Source organism: Streptomyces sp. S.PNR 29 (genome assembly GCF_030386795.1).
Lineage (GTDB): Bacteria > Actinomycetota > Actinomycetes > Streptomycetales > Streptomycetaceae > Streptomyces.
The window spans coordinates 583,274-603,572 of sequence record NZ_JANUQM010000002.1 but is presented as its reverse complement, the minus strand read 5'-3'; the positions used below and the strand labels follow the sequence as shown (position 1 = coordinate 603,572).

At 71.7% G+C, this 20,299-nt stretch carries 18 protein-coding genes and 2 pseudogenes; 10 read left to right on the top strand and 10 right to left on the bottom strand.

The features are described from left to right. Positions 1-59 precede the first annotated feature (59 nt). The 3 genes from NW895_RS07390 to NW895_RS07380 all read right to left on the bottom strand — a co-directional run bounded on the left by NW895_RS07390 (position 60) and on the right by NW895_RS07380 (position 4,047). Positions 60-893 (bottom strand): NAD(P)H-binding protein, encoded by an 834-nt coding sequence (locus NW895_RS07390; protein ID WP_289934515.1) that lies wholly within the window; start codon positions 891-893, stop codon positions 60-62. 111 nt (positions 894-1,004) lie between these two features. After that, complete coding sequence (gene pepN / locus NW895_RS07385) at positions 1,005-3,494, bottom strand: aminopeptidase N (RefSeq protein ID WP_289934514.1); 2,490 nt, start codon at positions 3,492-3,494, stop codon at positions 1,005-1,007. Between the two features lie 202 nt (positions 3,495-3,696). Beyond that, complete coding sequence (locus NW895_RS07380) at positions 3,697-4,047, bottom strand: chorismate mutase (RefSeq protein ID WP_289934513.1); 351 nt, start codon at positions 4,045-4,047, stop codon at positions 3,697-3,699. 111 nt (positions 4,048-4,158) lie between these two features. On the opposite strand from NW895_RS07380, the gene NW895_RS07375 reads away from it, so the two are divergent. Continuing rightward, a complete protein-coding gene (locus tag NW895_RS07375; protein WP_289934512.1) occupies positions 4,159-5,055 on the top strand; it encodes a hypothetical protein in 897 nt (298 codons plus the stop codon). A 67-nt stretch (positions 5,056-5,122) separates the two neighbouring features. Here NW895_RS07375 and NW895_RS07370 read toward each other — a convergent pair whose 3' ends face one another. Both NW895_RS07370 and NW895_RS07365 read right to left on the bottom strand, forming a co-directional pair. Then, entirely contained in the window at positions 5,123-6,028 is a 906-nt protein-coding gene (locus NW895_RS07370) for an SDR family oxidoreductase (RefSeq protein WP_289934511.1), read from the bottom strand. Next, complete coding sequence (locus tag NW895_RS07365; RefSeq protein ID WP_289934510.1) at positions 6,025-6,768, bottom strand: SDR family oxidoreductase; 744 nt, start codon at positions 6,766-6,768, stop codon at positions 6,025-6,027. The genes NW895_RS07370 and NW895_RS07365 overlap by 4 nt, the downstream gene beginning before the upstream one ends. Before the next feature lie 55 nt (positions 6,769-6,823). Between NW895_RS07365 and NW895_RS07360 the strand changes: the two genes are divergently transcribed. Genes NW895_RS07360 through NW895_RS07345 form a run of 4 tightly spaced genes read left to right on the top strand, consistent with a single transcriptional unit; the run spans position 6,824 to position 10,172 of the window. Continuing rightward, positions 6,824-7,567 carry an enoyl-CoA hydratase family protein gene (locus tag NW895_RS07360; RefSeq protein WP_289934509.1) on the top strand — a complete coding sequence of 248 codons (744 nt, stop codon included), beginning with the start codon at positions 6,824-6,826 and terminating at the stop codon, positions 7,565-7,567. Continuing rightward, the gene (locus NW895_RS07355; protein ID WP_289934508.1) at positions 7,568-8,404 is read left to right on the top strand and encodes a CoA-transferase; all 837 of its coding nucleotides are present in this window, start codon (positions 7,568-7,570) and stop codon (positions 8,402-8,404) included. It abuts the gene before it with no gap. Continuing rightward, the gene (locus NW895_RS07350; protein ID WP_289934507.1) at positions 8,401-9,120 is read left to right on the top strand and encodes a CoA-transferase; all 720 of its coding nucleotides are present in this window, start codon (positions 8,401-8,403) and stop codon (positions 9,118-9,120) included. Before NW895_RS07355 ends, NW895_RS07350 begins: the two co-directional genes overlap by 4 nt. After that, positions 9,120-10,172 carry a nitronate monooxygenase gene (locus tag NW895_RS07345; RefSeq protein WP_289934506.1) on the top strand — a complete coding sequence of 351 codons (1,053 nt, stop codon included), beginning with the start codon at positions 9,120-9,122 and terminating at the stop codon, positions 10,170-10,172. Before NW895_RS07350 ends, NW895_RS07345 begins: the two co-directional genes overlap by 1 nt. Positions 10,173-10,175: 3 nt before the next feature. On the opposite strand, the gene NW895_RS07340 is transcribed toward NW895_RS07345, so the two are convergent. Genes NW895_RS07340 through NW895_RS07330 form a run of 3 tightly spaced genes read right to left on the bottom strand, consistent with a single transcriptional unit; the run spans position 10,176 to position 12,789 of the window. Continuing rightward, on the bottom strand, positions 10,176-11,333 hold the full coding sequence (locus NW895_RS07340) for an acetyl-CoA C-acetyltransferase (protein ID WP_289934505.1): 1,158 nt from the start codon (positions 11,331-11,333) through the stop codon (positions 10,176-10,178). 16 nt (positions 11,334-11,349) lie between these two features. Further along, positions 11,350-11,985 (bottom strand): TetR/AcrR family transcriptional regulator, encoded by a 636-nt coding sequence (locus tag NW895_RS07335; RefSeq protein WP_289934504.1) that lies wholly within the window; start codon positions 11,983-11,985, stop codon positions 11,350-11,352. 15 nt (positions 11,986-12,000) lie between these two features. Beyond that, the gene (locus NW895_RS07330) at positions 12,001-12,789 is read right to left on the bottom strand and encodes an SDR family oxidoreductase (protein ID WP_289934503.1); all 789 of its coding nucleotides are present in this window, start codon (positions 12,787-12,789) and stop codon (positions 12,001-12,003) included. 81 nt (positions 12,790-12,870) lie between these two features. Here NW895_RS07330 and NW895_RS07325 point away from each other — a divergent pair, with 81 nt between their 5' ends. Both NW895_RS07325 and NW895_RS07320 read left to right on the top strand, forming a co-directional pair. Continuing rightward, positions 12,871-14,010: an acyl-CoA dehydrogenase family protein gene (locus tag NW895_RS07325; protein WP_289934502.1), complete on the top strand. Its 1,140-nt coding sequence runs from the start codon at positions 12,871-12,873 to the stop codon at positions 14,008-14,010. Beyond that, entirely contained in the window at positions 14,010-15,035 is a 1,026-nt protein-coding gene (locus NW895_RS07320) for an acyl-CoA dehydrogenase family protein (protein WP_289934820.1), read from the top strand. The genes NW895_RS07325 and NW895_RS07320 overlap by 1 nt, the downstream gene beginning before the upstream one ends. Here NW895_RS07320 and NW895_RS07315 read toward each other — a convergent pair. Further along, positions 15,013-16,662: a cytochrome bc complex cytochrome b subunit gene (locus NW895_RS07315; RefSeq protein ID WP_289934501.1), complete on the bottom strand. Its 1,650-nt coding sequence runs from the start codon at positions 16,660-16,662 to the stop codon at positions 15,013-15,015. The two genes, NW895_RS07320 and NW895_RS07315, sit on opposite strands and share 23 nt — an antisense overlap. Before the next feature lie 89 nt (positions 16,663-16,751). Continuing rightward, on the bottom strand, positions 16,752-17,477 hold the full coding sequence (locus NW895_RS07310; protein ID WP_289934500.1) for a VWA domain-containing protein: 726 nt from the start codon (positions 17,475-17,477) through the stop codon (positions 16,752-16,754). Between the two features lie 156 nt (positions 17,478-17,633). Here NW895_RS07310 and NW895_RS07305 point away from each other — a divergent pair. From NW895_RS07305 to NW895_RS07295, 3 genes and pseudogenes are all read left to right on the top strand, one after another. Continuing rightward, positions 17,634-18,564: pseudogene (locus tag NW895_RS07305) on the top strand (rhomboid family intramembrane serine protease). Continuing rightward, positions 18,561-19,466 (top strand): chitosanase, encoded by a 906-nt coding sequence (locus NW895_RS07300; protein WP_289934499.1) that lies wholly within the window; start codon positions 18,561-18,563, stop codon positions 19,464-19,466. The pseudogene NW895_RS07305 and the gene NW895_RS07300 overlap by 4 nt, the downstream one beginning before the upstream one ends. 44 nt (positions 19,467-19,510) lie before the next feature. Then, positions 19,511-20,173 (top strand): annotated as a pseudogene (locus NW895_RS07295) (caspase family protein); the annotation flags it as partial. Positions 20,174-20,299: the final 126 nt, after the last annotated feature.

The following is a 20,299-nucleotide window of genomic DNA, read 5'->3' as shown; positions in this document are numbered from 1 at the left end:
GGCTCAGCCTTCGGCCCGGCCCTGTCTCACCTTCGGTTCAGCCCCGGTTCGGCCCCGGTTCAGCCCCGGAAGTCGTCGGCGTGGTCCCTCGCCCATTGGGTGAACGGGCGGGCCGGGTTGCCGGTGATCTGCTCGACGGTGGTGGTGATCTCCGGGGCGACGCCGACGGTCGCGGCGAAGGTCTTCAGCAGGGTCTGGACCATGTGCGGCGGGACGTGCGGGAAGAGTTCGGGGCCCGCCTCGTCGGGTGAGACTTCGGTGAAGCGCAGGTCGCGGCCGATGGCCTGCCCGATGGCGGTGACCTGTTCGGCGTTGGTGGTGGCCTCGGGCCCGGTGAGGCGGTGGACGGCGCCCTCGTGGCCGTCGTCGAGGAGGGCGCGTTCGGCGACGGCGGCGATGTCGTCCTCGTGGATGGGGGCGGACTGTCCGTCGGCGAAGACGCCGCGGACGGTGTTGCCGGAGCGTATCTGCGGGGCCCACTGCAGGGCGTTGGCGGCGAAGGCGTTCGGGCGCAGGAAGGTCCAGGTGAGGCCGCTGTCGCGGATGTGCTGTTCGGCGGTGGCGTGCATGACGTGGATGGGGTGGGTCTCGTCGGCGCCTGAGCCGATGATTCCGGAGGACAGCAGCACGACGTGCCGTACTCCGGCGGCGCGGGCCGCTTCGAGGAGTGCGGGGGTCTGGTCGCCGCCGGCCTGGATGTAGAGGAACAGTTGGGTCGTGCCCTTGAACAGGGCTTCGGGTTCGTCGAGCCGGAGCCGTACGGCTTCCGCTCCGGCGGGCAGCTGGGCGCGTCCCGGGTCGCGGGTGAGGGCTCGTACGGGGTGACCTGCGGCTGTGAGACGTGCGACGAGGGCGCGGCCGACGTTGCCGGTGGGGCCGGTCACTGCGATCACGGGTGTCCTCCTGGGAGCGGGGCTGATCGTCCTTGGGCTCCCCGAGCCTAGGAAGGACGATCAGCGTGCCGCATCGTCGTCAGGTACCAGTGGCCGCCTACGTCTTGGGACCTACGCCTCCCTGATCCGCAACGCCCGTGCGAGGTCGTCGAGTTGGTCGACGAGCTTGCGGCGCAGGGCGGGGAGGGGGTCGGCGTCGCGGAGGCATTCCTCGCCGAGGCGCAGGGTGTCGGTGTCGACGGCGTGGGCGGGGAAGGCGTAGCGGCCGGCGGCTTCGCCGATGGCGGGGCCGCGGCGGGCGGCCAGGGCGACGGCGTCCTGGTAGTAGCGGGGCACGTAGTCCTGTACGAGGTCGGCCTGTTCGGGCTGCCAGAAGCCTTGGGCGGTGGCGTTGAAGAGGTAGTTGGAGAGGTCGTCGCGGGCGAACATCGCCTCCCAGGCCTTGGCTTTCGCGTCCGGGTCGGGCAGGGCGGCGCGGCAGCGGGCGGCGCCTTCCTGGCCGGTGGCGCTGGGGTCGCGGTCGAGTTCGGCGGCGATGGCGGTTTCGTCGGTGGCGCCGAGGACGGCGAGGCGGGCCATGATGCGCCAGCGCAGTTCGGGGTCGAGTTCGGGGCCGCCGGGGACGGTGCCGTCGGCGAGCCAGGCGGCGATGGTGTCGGGGTGGGCGGCGACGTCGATGAAGTGGCGTACGGCGATCAGACGGAGCCCGGGGTGGTCGCCGTCCTCGGTGCGGCGGATGAGGTCGCGGCACAGGGCGGAGAGGGTGGCGAGGGCGGCGGGCCGCTGTTCGGGGGTGACGTAGCGGTCGGCGATCTGGGTGGTGGCGAAGGCGAGGACGCCCTGGACGAGGGCGAGGTCGGTTTCGTGCGGGAGGTGGGCGCGGGCGGTTTCCAGGTGGGCGGTGGGCGCCAGTTCGCCGTCGCGTACGGCGTCCCTGAGGGCGTTCCAGACGACGGCGCGGGTGAGCGGCTCGGGCAGGCCGGACAGGCTGGTGCGGACGGCTTCGAAGGAGGCGGGGTCGAAGCGGACCTTGGCGTAGGTGAGGTCGCCGTCGTTGAGGAGGAGCAGGGCGGGGCGCTTGCCGATGGGCAGGGGGTCGGTGGCGGGGATGTCGAGGTCGAGGCGGGTGCGCAGGGTGAGGCGGCCTTCGTCGGTGAGGTCCTGGTCGTACACGCCGGCGGCGATGCGGTGGGGGCGGCTGCCGGTGTGGGCGACGGTGAGGGTGCAGGTGCCGCCTTCTGCGGGGGTGACGTGGGGGGTGAGGGTGTCGACGCCGGTGGTGCGCAGCCAGCTGTCGGCCCAGGCGTGGACGTCGCGTTCGGTGGCGGCGGCGAGGGAGTCGATGAAGTCGGCGAGGGTGGCGTTGGCGAACTTGTGGCGGGCGAAGTGGGTGTTGATGCCGGCGAGGAAGTCCTTCTCGCCGAGCCAGGTCACCAGTTGCCGTAGGGCGGAGGCGCCCTTGGCGTAGGAGATGCCGTCGAAGTTCAGCAGTGCGGAGGCGGTGTCGGGGACGGCTTCGGGTGCGACGGGGTGGGTGGAGGGGCGCTGGTCGGCGTCGTAGCCCCAGGCTTTGCGGGAGACGCCGAAGTCGGTCCAGGTGTCGGTGAAGCGGGTGGCTTCGGCGGTGGTCTGGTAGCCCATGTACTCGGCGAAGGACTCGTTCAGCCAGATGTCGTCCCACCACTTGAGGGTGACGAGGTCGCCGAACCACATGTGGGCCATCTCGTGGGCGATGACCATGGCGCGGGTCTGGCGTTCGGTGTCGGTGACGGCGGAGCGGTAGACGAACTCGTCGCGGAAGGTGACGAGGCCGGGGTTCTCCATGGCGCCGGCGTTGAACTCGGGGACGAACGCCTGGTCGTAGGAGTCGAAGGGGTAGGGCTCCTCGAACTTCTCGTGGTAGCGGTCGAAGCAGCCGCGGGTGACGTCGAGGATCTCGTCGGCGTCGGCGTCGAGGTAGGGGGCCAGCGAGCGGCGGCAGTGGATGCCGAAGGGCAGGCCTCGGTGTTCGGTGCGCACGGAGTGCCAGGGGCCGGCGGCGACGGCGACGAGGTAGGTGGAGATCAGCGGGGTGGTGGCCGCCTTCCATACGCCGTCGGTGTGTTCGGTGATGCCGTTGGCGAGGACGGTCCAGCCTTGGGGGGCCTTGACGGTGAGGTCGAAGACGGCCTTGAGGTCGGGCTGGTCGAAGGCGGGGAAGACGCGCTGGACGTCGTCCATGAACAGCTGGGTGTAGACGTAGGTTTCGCCGTCGGTGGGGTCGGTGAAGCGGTGCATGCCCTCGCCGGTGCGGGAGTAGCGCATGGCGGCGTCGACGCGCAGTTCGTGTTCGCCGGGGGTGAGGTTCTTCAGCGGCAGCCGGTTCTCGTCGAGGGTTTCGGGGTCGAGGGGCTGTCCGTCGAGGGTGGCGGAGCGCAGCTGGGCGGGCTTGACCTCGACGAAGGTGTCCGTGGCGTCCTGGTCCCCGCGGACGGTGAACCGGATGACGGTGCGGGAGTCGAAGGTCTCGTCCCCGACTGTCAGATCGAGTGCGATCGCGTAGTGGTGGACGTCGAGGAGCCGGGCTCGGAGCTGCGCTTCGTCGCGCGTCAGTACGGACATGCAGGACATGCTGCCTGATGGTGTCGGCAGCGCACAGAGGCGGATCGGTACGCGGCCTATGTCCGGTGCTGCGCCTGCGCTGCCTGCTCGGCGGGTGTGGTGCTGCGGGGGCACGCGCGCGTGGGCCGGTACCGGAGAGTGCTCGCCTGCTGGCGAGGCGTACACAGTGCCCGGCATGCCCTGTGCACGCCTCCGCGTCGCTTCAGTTGGGGGTGGGGGCCGTGCCGTGCACGGCGTCCTCCGCGATGCGTTCGTGGTGGCGGATCACCTCGCCGATGATGAAGTTGAGGAATTTCTCGGCGAACGCGGGGTCGAGTTTGGCGCTCTCCGCGAGGGCGCGCAGGCGGGCGATCTGCTTCGCCTCGCGGGCCGGGTCGGCGGGCGGCAGCCGGTGGCGGGCCTTGAGGTGGCCGACCTGCTGGGTGCACTTGAAGCGCTCGGCGAGCATGTGGACGACGGCCGCGTCGATGTTGTCGATGCTGTCCCGCAGCCGGGCGAGCTCCTCGCGGACGGCGGGGTCGACGTCACCGGTACCGGTGTTGCTGGTGGTCATGGGGGTTCAGCCTACGGGGCGGGCGTGTTCGATCGTCCATCCCCATCAGGGAAAATCCGCCCAGATGCCCGTAGAGTGGGAGTCGGGTTCAGGCGTCGTGGGGGTTCAGGCGTGGCGAACGGCGGTCCGGTCGAGCACGGCTTCCCACATCTGGAGACGGTGCGGGCGGCCATCACCGCGCTGTACCGACGGCTGTCGTGCGACACGATCCAGACGTTCTCGGCGAGTGTGGCCCCTGCCGACGTGGCGTTCTGCGATACCGATGATCTGTATCTGGGGGCGCAGCGGGTGGCCCGTGAGCTGGTGCGGCACTACCGCCTGCCGGATGCGCGGCTGATCGTCAGCTTCCGTGAGATGCGGCATGCGGCGAACGTCGAACTGGCGGCCGGTCCCGAGTACTTCGTGGAGCTGAACGACCGGTTCCGTACGCATCGGCGGGACATCGGCGCGGCCCTCGCCCATGAGGTGATGCACGTGTATCTGCATCGTCTCGGCCTGTCCTTCCAGGGCACCCGCGACAACGAGATCCTGACGGACACGGCGGCGACGTATCTGGGGGCGGGGTGGCTGCTGCTGGACGCGTACCGGGAGGACGGGGCGTCGTCGCAGAAGCTGGGGTATCTCACGCCGGAGGAGTTCGGTTACGTCCTGGCGAAGCGGGCGGTGCTGTTCGGCGAGGATCCGTCGGTGTGGTTCACCAGTCCGCAGGCCTACACGGCGTACGTCAAGGGCAGGGCGCGGGCCCGTCTGGACGAGCAGCAGCCTCCGCTGACGGCGGCGGGCTGGGCGGGGCGGCGCCGCTATGCGCGGGACCGCCGCCATGCCCAGACCGATCACGCCCCCGCCGCCCTGTCGGGCGTGCCGTACTCGTTCACTCCCGACGGGCACGGCCCGCTTCGGGTGTCGTTCCCTTGCCCGACCTGTCATCAGCGGATCAGGGTGCCGGTGCGGGGGAGGGTACGGGCGCGGTGTGCGCTGTGCCGGACGGTGCTGGAGTGTGACACGTAGGTTGATCCCCGAACGCCGGACGAGCTGGAAATGTCCTGCTCTACGCTCCATGAACGTCCCCCGGCCCCTACGCTCCATAAACGGCTCCCGGCGCTTGCGCCTCCCCCAGCAGCCTCCGTGCCGTCTCCCCTGCCTCGGCCGGTGTCCATCGCGCCCCCTTGTCGGCGGTGGGCCCTGCTCTCCAGCCCTCCATGACCGTGATGCGGCCGCCCTCGGTTTCGAAGACCCGGCCCGTGACGCCGGCGCTCGCGGCGGAGCCCAGCCAGACCACCAGTGGGGAGACGTTGTCCGGGGACATGGCGTCGAAGCCGGATGCGGGGGCCGTCATGGTGTCGGCGAAGGTGTGCTGCGTCATCCGGGTGCGGGCGGCGGGTGCGATGGCGTTGACCTGGATGCCGTAGCGGCCCAGTTCGGCCGCCGCGACCAGGGTGAGGCCGATGATCCCGGCCTTCGCGGCGCTGTAGTTGCCCTGCCCGACGGAGCCCAGGAGGCCGGCTCCGCTGCTGGTGTTGACGATGCGGGCGACGGGGGTACGGCCCGCCTTGGCCTCGGCGCGCCAGTGTGCTGCGGCGTGTCTGAGGGGCAGGAAGTGGCCCTTGAGGTGGACGCGTACGACGGCGTCCCAGTCGTCCTCGTCGAGGTTGACCAGCATCCGGTCGCGCAGGAACCCGGCGTTGTTGACGAGGGTGTCGAGGCGGCCGTACGTCTCCAGGGCGGTGTGGATCAGGGAGGCGGCGCCCTCGGTGGTGGCGATGTCGCCGCCGTGGGCGACGGCCTGGCCGCCGGCCGCGCGGATCTCCTCGGCCACCTGGCCGGCGGGGCTGTCGGCGGCGGGGGTGCCGTCGAGGCCGACGCCGAGGTCGTTGACGACGAGCCGGGCGCCCTCGGCGGCGAACGCGAGCGCGTGGGCGCGGCCGAGTCCGCGGCCCGCGCCGGTGACGACGACGACCCGTCCGTCGCAGATTCCGCTCATGTCACCGCTCCTTGTGCGGTTGCCGCGTCCAGGAACGCCGGCCGCTCCCCGCCCCCGTGGACGAGCAGGCCGGCCCCGCTGATGTAGGCGGCGGCGTCGGAGGCGAGGAACACCGCCGCCGCGCCGACGTCGGACGGCTCGGCGAGGCGGCCGAGCGGGACGGTGCGGGAGACGGCGGCGATGCCGGCCTCGTCGCCGTAGTGGAGGTGGGACAGCTCGGTGCGGACCATGCCGACGACGAGGGTGTTGACGCGGACGTCCGGCGCCCATTCGACGGCCATCGACCGGGCGAGGCTCTCCAGGCCCGCCTTGGCCGCGCCGTAGGCGGCGGTGCCGGGCGAGGGGCGGCTGCCGCTGACGCTGCCGATCATCACGATGGAGCCCTTGGCGCGTCTGAGGTGGTCGTAGGCGGCGAGGGACACGGTCAGCGGGGCGACGAGGTTGAGCTCCAGGACGCGTACGTGCCGCTCGGTGTCGGCCTGTGCGAGGAGGCGGTGGGGGGCGCCGCCCGCGTTGTTGACCAGGACGTCCAGCCGGGGCAGGGCGGTGAAGAAGCGCCGCACGGCGTCGCCGTCGCGGACGTCGAGCGGCACGAACTCGGTCTTCGGCACCGGGACCTGAGGCGGCCGGCGGGCACAGACCACGACCTCGGCGCCCGCCTCCACGAAGGCACGCGCGATGCCGGCGCCGACGCCGCGCGTGCCGCCGGTGACGACGGCGACCTTCCCGTCCAGCTCCATTCGCTGCTACCTTCCACCTAACAAACGTTTGGTGGAAAGGTAGCCGATGCGGGCCATGGGTGTCTCCACCTTGTCCCCCGAAAAGGGGATTTCCGTCATCACCGTTGACTTCCCGCCGGTGAACGCCCTGCCGGTGCGCGGCTGGTTCGCCCTCGCCGACGCGGTGCGCGGGGCGGGCCGTGACACCGGGGTGCGGTGTGTGGTGCTGGCCGCCGAGGGGCGGGGCTTCAATGCGGGCGTGGACATCAAGGAGATCCAGGCGGACGGGGCGAGCGCCCTGCTCGGCGCCAACCGCGGCTGTGCGGAGGCCTTCGCGGCGGTGTACGAGTGCGAGGTCCCGGTCGTGGCGGCGGTGCAGGGCTTCTGTCTGGGCGGCGGCATCGGGCTGGTGGGCAACGCGGACGCGATCGTGGCGAGCGAGGACGCGGTGTTCGGGCTGCCGGAGCTGGACCGGGGAGCGCTGGGCGCGGCCACCCACCTGGCCCGGCTGGTCCCGCAGCACCTGATGCGCGCCCTGTACTACACCGCGCGCACGGCGAGCGCGGCCGAGCTGCACGGGCACGGTTCGGTGTGGCGGGTGGTGCCGCGCGCCGAACTGCGGGCGGCTGCCCTGGAGTTGGCCCGGGAGATCGCGGCGAAGGACGGACAGCTGCTGCGGCTGGCCAAGGCCGCGATCAACGGCATCGACCCGGTCGACGTGCGCCGCAGCTACCGCTTCGAACAGGGCTTCACCTACGAGGCGGGCGCGAGCGGCGTGGCCGACCGCGTCCGCGCCACCTTCGGCAAGGAGGGCACCTAGGTGAGTGACAAGACGATGACCGCCGACGAGGCCGTCTCACGGCTGCGCGGCGGGATGACGGTCGGCATCGGCGGCTGGGGTTCGCGCCGCAAACCGATGGCCCTGGTCAGAGCGCTGCTCCGGTCCCCGATCACCGATCTCACCGTCGTCTCGTGCGGCGGCCCGGACGTCGGCATGCTCGCGGCGGCCGGACGGATCCGGAAACTGGTCACGGCCTTCGTCACCCTCGACTCGATCCCGCTGGAACCGCACTACCGCACGGCCCGCGAGCACGCCGCCTTCGAGCTGACCGAGATCGACGAGGCGATGTTCCTGTGGGGGCTGCACGCGGCCGCGAACCGGCTGCCGTTCCTGCCCGTGCGGGCCGGGATCGGCTCGGACGTGATGCGGGTCAACCCGGGGCTGCGCACGGTGACCTCGCCGTACGAGGACGGGGAGACGTTCGTGGCGATGCCCGCGCTGCGCCTGGACGCGGCCCTGGTGCACGTCAACCGCGCCGATCGGCGGGGCAACGGGCAGTACCTGGGTCCGGACCCGTACTTCGACGACCTGTTCTGCGCGGCGGCCGACACCGCTTACGTCTCCTGCGAGCGGATCGTGGACACGGCCGAGTTGACCGAGGAGGCGGCGCCGCAGACGCTGCTGATCAAGCGCCACACGGTGACGGGTGTCATCGAGGCACCGAACGGCGCGCACTTCACGTCCTGCGCGCCCGACTACGGCCGGGACGAAGCGTTCCAGAGGACGTACGCGACCACTGGCTGGCCCGAGTTCGCGGCGCGGTTCCTCGGCGGTGACGAGCAGGCGTACCAGTCGGCTGTGCGGGAGGCGAGGTGAAGGGCGTCACCCGCGCCGAGTACTGCGTGATCGCCTGCGCCGAGGCCTGGCGCGACGCCGGTGAGATCCTGGCGAGCCCGATGGGCCTGATCCCCTCCCTCGGGGCCCGCCTCGCCCGGCGCACCTTCTCGCCGGAGCTGCTGCTGACCGACGGGGAGGCGATGCTGGTGGGCGACGACGGCACGGTCGAGGGCTGGCTGCCCTACCGGCAGCACCTCGCCCTGGTCGCCGGCGGCCGCCGGCACGTGATGATGGGCGCGAGCCAGATCGACCGGTACGGCAACCAGAACATCTCCTGCATCGGCGACTGGGCGAGGCCCACCCGGCAGCTGCTCGGGGTGCGGGGAGCGCCGGTCAACACACTCAACAACCCGACCAGCTACTGGATCCCACGGCACTCCCGCCGGGTGTTCGTGGAGCAGGTCGACATGGTGTGCGGCGTCGGGTACGACCACGCGGCCGACGCCCGTCACCACCGCATCCCGCGTGTCGTCTCCGACCTCGGCGTCTTCGACTTCGCCACCCCCGACCGCTCGATGCGGCTGGCCTCGCTGCACCCGGGCGTCACGGTGGAGCAGGTCACGGAAGCCACCGGGTTCGCCCTCACCGTGCCGGACGAGGTGCCCTTCACGCGCGAGCCGACGCAGGCCGAGCTGCGGCTGATCCGCGAGGTCCTCGATCCGGGCGACAGCCGGGCCGGGGAGGTCGGGCACTGATGGAGACCGCGTTCACCCGGCTGGTCGGCATCCGGCATCCGATCGTGCAGACCGGCATGGGCTGGGTGGCCGGTCCGCGCCTGGTCTCGGCGACGGCGAACGCCGGTGCGCTGGGCATCCTGGCCTCCGCGACCATGACGCCGGACCGGCTGCGGGAGGCGATACGGGAGGTGCGGTCCCGTACGGACGCGCCGTTCGGGGTGAATCTGCGCGCCGACGCCTCGGACGCCGCCGACCGGGTGCGGATCGTCATCGAGGAGGGCGTCCGGGTCGCCTCCTTCGCCCTCGCCCCCTCCCCCGGGCTGGTAGCGGAGCTGAAGGAGGCGGGCGTGGTCGTCGTCCCGACCGTCGGGGCGCGGCGCCATGCCGAGAAGGTCGCGGCCTGGGGCGCGGACGCGGTGATCGTGCAGGGCGCGGAGGGCGGCGGGCACACCGGTGAGGTGGCGACGACGGTGTTGCTGCCGCAGGTGGTGGACGCGGTGCGGATCCCGGTGGTGGCGGCGGGCGGCTTCTTCGACGGGCGGGGCCTGGTCGCCGCGCTGGCGTACGGGGCGGCGGGCATCGCCATGGGCACGCGTTTCCTGCTGACCTCGGACTCGACGGTGCCGGACGCGGTGAAGGCACGGTATCTGGCGGCGACGGTGAAGGACGTGACGGTGACGACGGCGGTGGACGGGCTGCCGCACCGCATGCTGCGTACGGAACTGGTCGAGTCGCTGGAGCGCTCCGGCCGCCTCAGGGCCCTGGCGCGGGCGGTGCGGAGGGCGGCGGGCTTCCGGCAGCTGTCCGGTACCTCCTGGCGCCGGATGCTGAGCGACGGACGGGCACTCAGGCACGGCAAGGACCTGACCTGGAGCCAGGTCCTGCTGGCCGCGAACACACCGATGCTGCTGAAGGCGTCGATGGTGGACGGGCGGACGGATCTGGGGGTGATGGCGTCCGGGCAGGTCGCCGGGGTGATCGACGACCTGCCGTCGTGCGCGGAGCTGGTGGAGCGGATCATGAAGGAGGCGGACGGGACACGGGAGAGGCTCACCGCCGCCCCTCGGTGAGTCTCACAGCCTCTCGATGATCGTCACGTTGGCCTGCCCCCCGCCCTCGCACATCGTCTGCAGGCCGAACCGGCCGCCGGTGCGCTCCAGTTCGTGCAGCAGGGTCGTCATCAGCTTGACGCCGGTGGCGCCCAGGGGGTGGCCGAGGGCGATGGCGCCGCCGTTGACGTTGACCCTGTCCGGGTCGGCGCCGGTCTCCTTCAGCCAGGCCAGGACGACCGGCGCGAAGGCCTCGTTGATCTCGACGAGGTCGATGTCGCCGAGGGACAGGCCGGTCTTCTTCAGGGCGTGCGCGGTGGCCGGGATGGGGGCCGTCAGCATGCGGATGGGGTCCTCGCCGCGCACGGAGAGGTGGTGCACGCGCGCGCGTGGCGTCAGCCCGTGCGCCCGTACGGCCCGCTCGGAGGCGAGCAGCATCGCCGCCGCGCCGTCGGAGACCTGCGAGGAGCAGGCGGCGGTGATGGTGCCGCCGTCGAGGACCGGCTTCAGCGCGGCCATCTTCTCCGGTGAGGTGTCCCGCCGCGGCCCCTCGTCGACCGTGACGTCCTCGTAGGGCACGGTCTCCCGCGCGAAGCGTCCCTCGTCGATGGCCCGCACCGCGCGCGCGTGCGACCGCAGGGCGAACTCCTCCTGCGCCTGCCTGCTGATCCCCCACTTGGCGGCGATCATCTCGGCGCCGGCGAACTGGTTCACCGGCTGCTGCCCGTACCGCGCCCGCCAGCCCTCGCTGCCCGCGAAGGGGCCCTCGGTCAGGCCCAGCGGCAGGGCCGCCTGCCGGGAGGCGAAGGCGATGGGGATCTGCGACATGTTCTGCACGCCGCCCGCGACCACCAGGTCCTGCGTGCCGGACTTGACGGCCTGTGCCGCGAAGTGCACGGCCTGCTGCGAGGAACCGCACTGCCGGTCCACCGTCACCCCCGGCACCTCCTCGGGCAGCCCGGCCGCCAGCCAGCAGGTCCGCGCGATGTCCCCGGCCTGCGGCCCGACCGCGTCCAGGCAGCCGAAGACGACGTCCTCGACGGCCGCCGGGTCGATGCCGGAGCGCTCCACGAGCGCCGTCAGCACATGGGCGCCGAGGTCGGCCGGGTGGACCCCGCTCAGCCCTCCCCCGCGCCGCCCGACGGGCGTACGGACCGCTTCGACGATGTAGGCCTCGGCCATGGCGACTCCCCAGTGGTCAGGTGCGTACGGCGATTCCGTCCAGGACCATCGACAGGTACTGCCGGGCGATCTCCTCCGGGCTGTGCTGTCCCCCGGGCCGGTACCAGGAGGCGGCCACCCACACCGTGTCCCGCACGAACCGGTAGGTGAGCCGCACGTCGAGGTCGGCCCGGAAGACCCGCTCGGCGACCCCGCGCTCCAGCGTGGACAGCCACGCCTTCTCGAACCTGCGCTGCGACTCGGCGAGAAACGCGAACCGCTCCTGCACCATCAGCTGCCGGGATTCCTTCTGATAGATCGCGACGGCCGCCCGGTGCCGGTCGATCTCCCGGAACGACTCGGTGACCAGCGCCTGAAGCGTCTCGCGCGGGCCCAGGTCGGCGCCCAGGACGGCGTCGTAGCCGCCCCACAGCTCGTCGAGGAAGGTGCGGAGGATCTCCTCCAGCATCGATTCCTTGGAGTCGAAGTGGTAGTAGAGGCTGCCCGCGAGCATGCCCGCGTGGTCCGCGATCTTCCGGACGGTGGTGGCGTTGTAGCCCTGCTCGGCGAAGACCTCCGCGGCGGTGTCGAGGAGTTCGCGGCGGCGCGCCGGAGCGGCGGCTGCGGCGGGCTTGTTGGTGGCGGTCACCTGGGGCTTCTTCTTGGTCGGCACGTGTCCATTGTGGTCCTAGGGATGCTGACTGCTGACGGAGACGACCTCTCCGGTCAGGTACGAGGAGTAACGCGACGCCAGGAACACGATCACGTTGGCCACCTCCCAGGGCTCGGCGCCCCGCCCGAAGGCCTCGCGCGCGGTCAGCTCCTCCAGCAGCCCGGCCGACGTCACCTTCGCCAGGTGCGGATGCGGGGCGAGGCTCGGTGACACCGCGTTGACCCGCACTCCGTACTCGGCCGCCTCCAGCGCGGCGCACCGGGTCAGCGCCATCACCCCCGCCTTCGCGGCGGCGTAGTGGGCCTGCCCGGCCTGGGCGCGCCAGCCGACGACGGAGGCGTTGTTGACGACGACGCCGCCCTGCCCCAGCGCCCGATAGGCCCGCAGGGCCGCCCGCGTGCACCGGAAGGTGCCGTTCAACGTCACGTCCAGGACGCGGGACCACTGCTCGTCCGTCATGTCCACCAGGGCCGACGTGCCGCCGAGTCCGGCGTTGTTGACCACGATGTCCAGCCGGCCATGCTCGCGTACGGCCGTCTCGAACAGGGTCCGCACCTGTGCTTCGTCGGTGACATCGCAGGCGACCGCGGCCACCGCGCCCGGGAACTCCCGCCCCAGTTCGGCCTCGTACTCCTTCAGCCGCCGTCCGTGCACGTCGCTGATCAGCACCCGCGCGCCCTCTTCCAGGAAGCGCCGCGCGGTCGCCCCGCCGATCCCCGCGCCCGCCGCTGCCGTGATGACGGCGGTGCGTCCCTCCAGCAGCCCGTGCCCGGGCACATAGGCCGGACTCTCGACGTCTGTCATAGGGCCAAGCTAACCTACCAAACACTTGTTAGGGAAGCGTGCCGGAAAGACGGCAGAGGGACGGCAGAAGGACGGAAGCCCATGGATCTCGGCTTCACCAAGGCGGAGGAGGCGTTCCGCGCCGAGGCCCGCGCCTGGCTCGTCGCGCATGTGCCCGCCGATCCGCTGCCCTCCCTGGAGACCGAGGAGGGCTTCGCGGCGCACCGCGCGTGGGAGGCGGAACTCGCCGCGGACCGCTGGTCGGTGGTGAACTGGCCGGCCGCGTACGGCGGGCGGGACTGCGATCTCCTGCGGTGGCTGATCTTCGAGGAGGAGTACTACGCGGCGGGCGCGCCGGGCCGGGTGAGCCAGAACGGCATCCATCTGCTCGCACCGACCCTCTTCGACTTCGGGACCGAGGAGCAGCGGGCACGGGTGCTGCCGCCCATGGCGTCCGGTGCGGTGATCTGGGCGCAGGCGTGGTCGGAGCCGGAGGCGGGCTCGGATCTGGCGTCGCTGAGAGCGAGGGCCGTCCGCGTGGACGGCGGCTGGCGTTTGAACGGCCAGAAGACGTGGTCGTCGCGGGCCGCCTTCGCCGACCGTGCCTTCGGCCTGTTCCGCAGCGACCCGGACGTGCCGCGACCGCACCAGGGGCTGACCTACCTGATGTTCGGCCTTCGGGCGCCCGGCGTCACGGTGCGCCCCATCGCGCGCCTCGACGGCAGGCCCGCCTTCGCCGAGCTGTTCCTGGACGGGGTGTTCGTGCCCGACGAGGACGTGATCGGCGAGCCCGGCCAGGGCTGGCGGATCGCGATGTCGACGGCGGGCAACGAGCGCGGGCTGATGCTCCGCTCCCCCGGCCGCTTCCTCGCCGCGGCCGAACGGCTGCTGCGGCTCTGGCAGGCCCAGGGCAGCCCGTGGTCCGCGCACGACCGCGTGGCCGACGCCCTCATCGGCGCCCGCGCCTACCAGCTCTTCACCTACGCGGCCGCCTCCCGCTTCCTGGACGGCGACCGGGTCGGCCCGGAGTCCAGCCTGAACAAGGTCTTCTGGTCCGAGTACGACATCGCGCTGCACGAGACGGCCCTCGACCTGCTGGGCGAGGCGGGAGAGCGGGCGGACACCGACTGGGCCGAGCGGTACGTCTTCTCCCTCGCCGGCCCCCTCTACGCGGGCACGAACGAGATCCAGCGCGACATCATCGCCGAGCGCCTGCTCGGCCTGCCGAAGGGACGCCGGTGATGCGGTTCCTCCTCGACGCCGAACAGCGTGCCTTCGCCGCTTCCCTGGACGCGATGCTGACGGCCGCCGGCACACCGTCGGTGGTACGGGAGTGGAGCCGCGGCGACCATGCGAGCGGCCGCGCGCTGTGGTCCCGTATCGCCGAGGCGGGCGTGTTCGCGCTCGCGGTCCCGGAGGAGTACGCGGGGCTCGGGCCGCGCCCGGTCGAACTCGTCGTCGCCTTCTTCGAGTTGGGCCGGCATGTGGTGCCCGGCCCCTTGGTGGAGACGGTCGCGGCGGCGGCCCTGCTCTCCGGCTCCGGCGCCGCCGGGCGGCTGCTGCCGCCGCTGGCCTCGGGCGAGGCGATGGCGACAGTGGCGTGGCAGAGCGGGTACGCCCTGGACGGCGACGCGGCGACCACGCGCCTCGTGCCGGCCCCGGACGGCCTGCGCCTCGCCCCGGGCCACGGCCCCGTCCACCCGTCACTGGACCCGGCCCGCCGGCTCACCCCGCTCACCCCGGGAGGGGAGACACTCCCCTGGCGGCCGGCCGGGGAACACCCCTGCACCACCGACGGGACCGCGCCCCCGTCGGAGCCGCCCCTGGAACGCGCCCTGACCTGGGCCCGTCTGGCCACCGCCGCCCAAGCCCTCGGTGTCGGCCTCGCGCTCCTCGACAGGACGGTCGCGTATGTCGGGCAGCGGACCCAGTTCGGCGCGCCCATAGGCTCGTTCCAGGCCGTCAAGCACCGGCTGGCCGACGCGAAGATCGCCCTGGAGTTCGCCCGTCCCCTGGTCCTCGGCGCGGCGCTCACCCTGCACCCCGCCGACGTGGCCGCCGCCAAGGTCACCGCGTGCGAGGCCGCGTACACCACCGCCCGTACCGCCCTGCAGTTGCACGGCGCGATCGGCTACACGGCGGAGTGCGACCTGTCCCTGTGGCTGACCAAGGCCCGCGCCCTGCGCACGGCCTGGGGCAGCCCGGGCGACTGCCGGGCCGCCGTCCTCGGCGCGGCCGCCCGGCTCAGTGCTGCTCCCCGCTCGTGACCTGCCGGTACTCCTCCACGGTCGGCTTGGGGACCTGCGCGTCCGGCCCGTACATCGCCTTCGCCAGCCGGGCGCGCAGCCGCTGGGACCGCTTGACCCGGCGGCGGACACCGCCCGCGTCGACGAGGGGCCCGATCTCGTACGGCGGGTTCTGCTCGTGCTGGGTGAGGGTGAACAGATCAGCCTGGGACAGAGGCGCGTGGGTCTCGGTGTACTCGCCGTTCGGCAGCCGCTTGATGGTGCCGGTCTCCCTGCCGTGCAGCACCTTGTCGCGGTCGCGGCGCTGCAGGCCGTGACAGATCCGCACGGTGACGCCGAAGGCGAGGACCGGCACGACGAAGACGGCGATCCGCACGAACCACGTGATGACGTTGATGGACAGGTGCAGATGTGTGGCCACGATGTCGTTGCCGCCGCCGATCAGCAGCACCCCGTACAGGCTCAGCCAGGCCACGCCGAGCCCCGTGCGCACGGGCGCGTTGCGCGGCCGGTCCAGGATGTGGTGCTCGCGTTTGTCGCCGGTGACCCACGCCTCGATGAAGGGATAGACGCCGATGGCGAGCATGACCAGCGGGAACAGCGCGAAGGGGATGAACACGCCGAGCACCAGCGTGTGGCCCCAGAGGTTGATCTCCCATCCCGGCATCACCCGGATCAGCCCCTCCGAGAAGCCGAGGTACCAGTCGGGCTGGGCGCCGGTGGTGACGAGGTCGGCTCGGTAGGGGCCGAAGGCCCACACGGGGTTGATCTGGGCGATGCCGCCCAGGATCGCCAGCACACCGAAGACGAGGAAGAAGAAGCCGCCCGCCTTGGCCATGTAGACCGGCAGGAAGGGCATGCCGACCACCGACCGGTTGTCCCGGCCCGGCCCGGGATACTGCGTGTGCTTGTGGTAGAAGACCAGGATCAGGTGCACGACCACCAGGCCCAGCATGATCCCGGGCAGCAGCAGCACATGGACCGGGAAAAGGCGCGAGATGATGTCGTCGCCGGGGTACTCCCCGCCGAAGAGGAAGAAGGCCAGGTAGGTCCCGACGATCGGGATCGAGAGGATCGCGCCGTGGGCGAAGCGCAGGCCGGTGCCGGACAGCAGGTCGTCGGGGAGCGAGTAGCCGGTCAGGCCGGTGATGATGCCGAGCATCAGCAGCGTCCAGCCGAACACCCAGTTGATCTCACGCGGCTTGCGGAAGGCGCCGGTGAAGAACACCCGCATCATGTGCACGAACATGGCGGCGACGAAGACCAGCGCCGCCCAGTGGTGGATCTGCCGGATCAGCAGCCCGCCGCGCACATCGAAGCTGATGTCGAGGGTGGACTCGTAAGCCCTGGTCATCACCACGCCGTTGAGCTCTTCGTAGGAGCCGCGGTACACGACCTCCACGCTGCTCGGCTCGAAGAACAGGGTGAGGTAGACGCCGGTGAGGATCAGGACGACGAAGCTGTAGAGGGCGATCTCCCCCAGCATGAACGACCAGTGGTCCGGGAAGACCTTGCGCATGTTGGCCTTGGCCAGCGCGAAGAGCCCCAGCCGCCCGTCGGCCCAGCCGGCCAGTCGTTCGCCCTTGCCGGCGGGAGCCCCTCTTGTGGCGGTGAACGTCGTCTCGTGCCGCGATCGCGCGCCGTCCATACGTCGTCGCCTCCCCGTCGGGTCACTCTTCAGGCTGACACGGGGTGCGCGGCCGTGCGAGTGGTGCGAGCGGACGAGTGAGCGGACGGTCAGGAGGGGCGCACGATTCCCTGCGCACGCGCTGCCACCAGCCACTTCGGGAACTCGTGCATCAGACGGTCGTACAACTCGGCGTCGGACAGCTGCCGCGGATCCACGCCCGCGGGGAAGAATCCGGCGTTGTCGACGACCCGCTTCGCCGGCACCCTCAGCTCGTCGAGCCGCCGCAGGAAGTCGAACTGCCGGCTCGCCGGATCTCCGAAGCCGATGAACTGCCAGAAGAGCGGGAGTCTCGCAGCCTTGCACACATAGCGTTCCGCCGCGGGCCTGCTGCTGGGCCCGCCGTCGGTCTGGAACACGACGAAGGCCGGGTCCGTCGCCCCGCTGTCGAGGTAGTGGTCGATGACGGCGTCCATGGCCAGGTGGTAGCTGGTGCGGCCCATGTGCCCGAGCCCGGACACGATCCGCTCGATCCGCCCCCGGTGGTCGGCGAGGGAGATCTCGGTGACGGCGTCGACGTCCGTGGAGAAGAACACCACCGGCACGCTCCCGTCGTCGTCGAGGTGCGCGGCCAGCCCGAGCACCCGGTCGGCGAGCGCCTGCACGGTGCCGTCCCGGTAGTACGGCCTCATGGAGCCGGAGTGGTCGACGACCAGGTAGACCGCGGCCCGCAGCCCGTCCAGCCCGTGCCGGGTCAGCGACGCCCCGGCGCTCTTGTACAGGCTGACCAGCGCGGGCGCGGTCTCCTCCACCTTGCGCAGACTGATCGCGGCCATTCGGACTCCCCCGGGTGCGGCAGAACTGGCCAGAGAGTACGGCACAGCGGGTCCACCCCTCCCTGCGTCCCCGGACGTTCGCGGGGTTCGCTATTTTGTTCGCCGCCGTCCCCACCGGCTCACCACCTGTCCCCGTCCCCCTCCAAGGAGCCGGCTGTGGATTCCGAGTCCACCGTCACCACGTGCTACCGCCATCCCAAGGTCGAGTGCCACGTCCGCTGCACCCGCTGCGACCGGTACATCTGCCCCGACTGCATGCGTGAGGCGGCCGTGGGCCACCAGTGCCCCGAGTGCGTGAAGGAGGGGGCGCGGTCGGTACGGCAGGCCCGTACGGTCGTCGGCGGCCGGATCTCGGCGACGCCCGTGGTGACGTACGCGCTGATCGCCCTCAATGTCCTCGTCTACCTGGGCGAGTTGGTGCGCCCGCAGATCGTGGACCGGTTCGCGATGCTCGGCGCCCGGCTGGTCGGCCCGGACGGCGGCTACTACGTCTACCAGGGGGGCCTACCTGGGGGACTTCCACGCCGAGGGGGTCGTCGCCGGGGAGTGGTACCGGCTGATCACCGGCGGCTTCCTGCATCTGGCGCCCACGGAGGGCACCTTCGGCATCCTCCACATCGCGATGAACATGGCCGCGCTGTGGCAGCTCGGCCGCGCTGTGGAGCCCATGCTCGGCCGCGTCCGCTTCCTCGCCCTCTACTTGCTGTCGACGCTCGGCGGTTCCGTGTTCGTGCTGCTCCTGGCCGCCCCCGAGACCACCTCGGTCGGCGCCTCGGGCGCGATCTTCGGCCTGGGCGCCGCCTACTACGTCCTCGCCCGGCGCATCGGCGCCGACATGGCGCCCGTCAACCGCTTCATGGCCTTCCTGCTCCTGTGGCTCCTGCTCTCCGCGAGCCTCACCTCCTGGCAGGGCCACCTGGGCGGACTGCTGGCGGGCGGTGCGCTGACCCTGGCGTATGCCTACGCGCCGCGTGACCGGCGGCGGATGATGGTGCAGACGGCGGCGAGCGTCGGGTTGCTGGTGTTGATGACGGTGCTGGTGGTGGGGAAAGTGACGGAGCTGACGGGCGGAGGTGTCTCCCAGTGAGGCGTGCCGGGCTGCTGCTGTTCGCGGCCGTCCCCGTCGTCGCCACGGCGGCGGTGTACTTCCTCGCGCCCTCGGACCCCGCCGACAGCCCGGCCAGGCCGCCGGCGTCCGCCGCCCAGTCGGCCCGGCAGGAGGCCAAGGACCGGGCGGAGCGGGAGCGGGCGGCGGACGACGCGGTGATCGCGGGTCTGCCGCCGGGTCTGGCGGCCCCGGAGAAGAAGGAGCTGGCCCAGCAGATCGTGGCCAGCGCCGAGAACTCCACCCTGGACTGGCGCAGCGCCTACGGCTACATCGAGGACATCGGCGACGGCCAGGGCTACACGGCCGGCATCATCGGCTTCTGCACCGGTACGCACGACCTGCTCACCCTGGTCGAGCGCTACACCGAGGCGCACCCCGGCAACGGCCTCGCCAGGTACCTCCCCGCTCTGCGCAAGGTCGACGGCACCGACTCCCACGAGGGCCTGGACCCCGGCTTCACGGCGGCCTGGAAGGCGGAGGCCGAGGTCCCGGCCTTCCGCGAGGCGCAGGACGCCGAACGCGACCGCGTCTACTTCGACCCGGCGGTCCGCCTCGCCAAGCTCGACGGCCTCGGCACACTGGGCCAGTTCGTCTACTACGACGCGATGGTCTTCCACGGCCCCGGCACCAAGGCGGACGGCTTCTACGGCCTGCGCGACCGCGCGATGAGGGAAGCGAACACCCCGGCCGAGGGCGGCAGCGAGAAGGCGTACCTGGACATCTTCCTCGACATCCGCCGCAAGGCGATGCGGTCCGGGCGCGCCGACATCGACACGACCCGCATCGACACGGCTCAGCGGCGGTTCCTGTACGACGGGAACCTGAAGCTTCGAACGCCGTTGGTGTGGGCGGTGTACGGGGACACGTACCGGGTCTCCTGAACCTCCGTCAGCCTCGTTACGGCTCACCTCTCTTCTGAGATGATGTGCCTCGTGGCACGGAACGGTTCGGGGGGCTTGGCTTGGGTTCCGCTGGTAACGCACGCACTACGGCGGGACGTCGGCGTGCTCTGCTGATCGGCATCACGGACACGCCCCATCTGCGCGGTAACCGGGACCTCGCCGAACGGTATCCCCGTCTCGACTGCGCCCCGAAGGACGTCGAACTGGTCGGTTCGGCACTCAGGCAGTCCGGTTACGACGTCACCGCCCGCCTCGACGAGAACGGCTTCGCCCCGCTGCTGGGAGCGCTCTACACCTTCTACGCGTCGTGCCGGCCCGGGGACACGGCCTTCGTCTACGTGTCGTGCCACGGGGAGTCCGTGGGCGGACGCGACTACCTGCTGCCGTCCGACGCCCAGCCGGGCGAGCTCCGCGACGACGGCACACAGGGCCTGCTCACCCATCTGCTCGTCGAGGCCAACCCCGGGATGCTGCTGCGCGGGCTGCGCCCCGGTGTGACCGCTGTGGTCTGCCTCGACACCTGCCGGGCCAAGGGGGACGAGCCCGGACCGGCCAGGCCCCAGGACTGGTGGGTCTCCGACGAGGTCGACGCGCTGTGGCTGTACAGCTGCGGCCCCGGCCTGCGCTCCTACGCCGACCCGGCGGAGGGCAGCCTGTTCTCCCGGGCCCTGGCGGAGGCGCTCAAGCCGAACAGCCCGCCGAACACCTTCGCGGACATCGTGGAGTACACCGCCCAGGCGATGCGCCGGCTGGCCGGAAACCTGCCGATCGTCCCGCAGACCCCTGATGTGAGCGTGCCCTTCCGCCTCCAG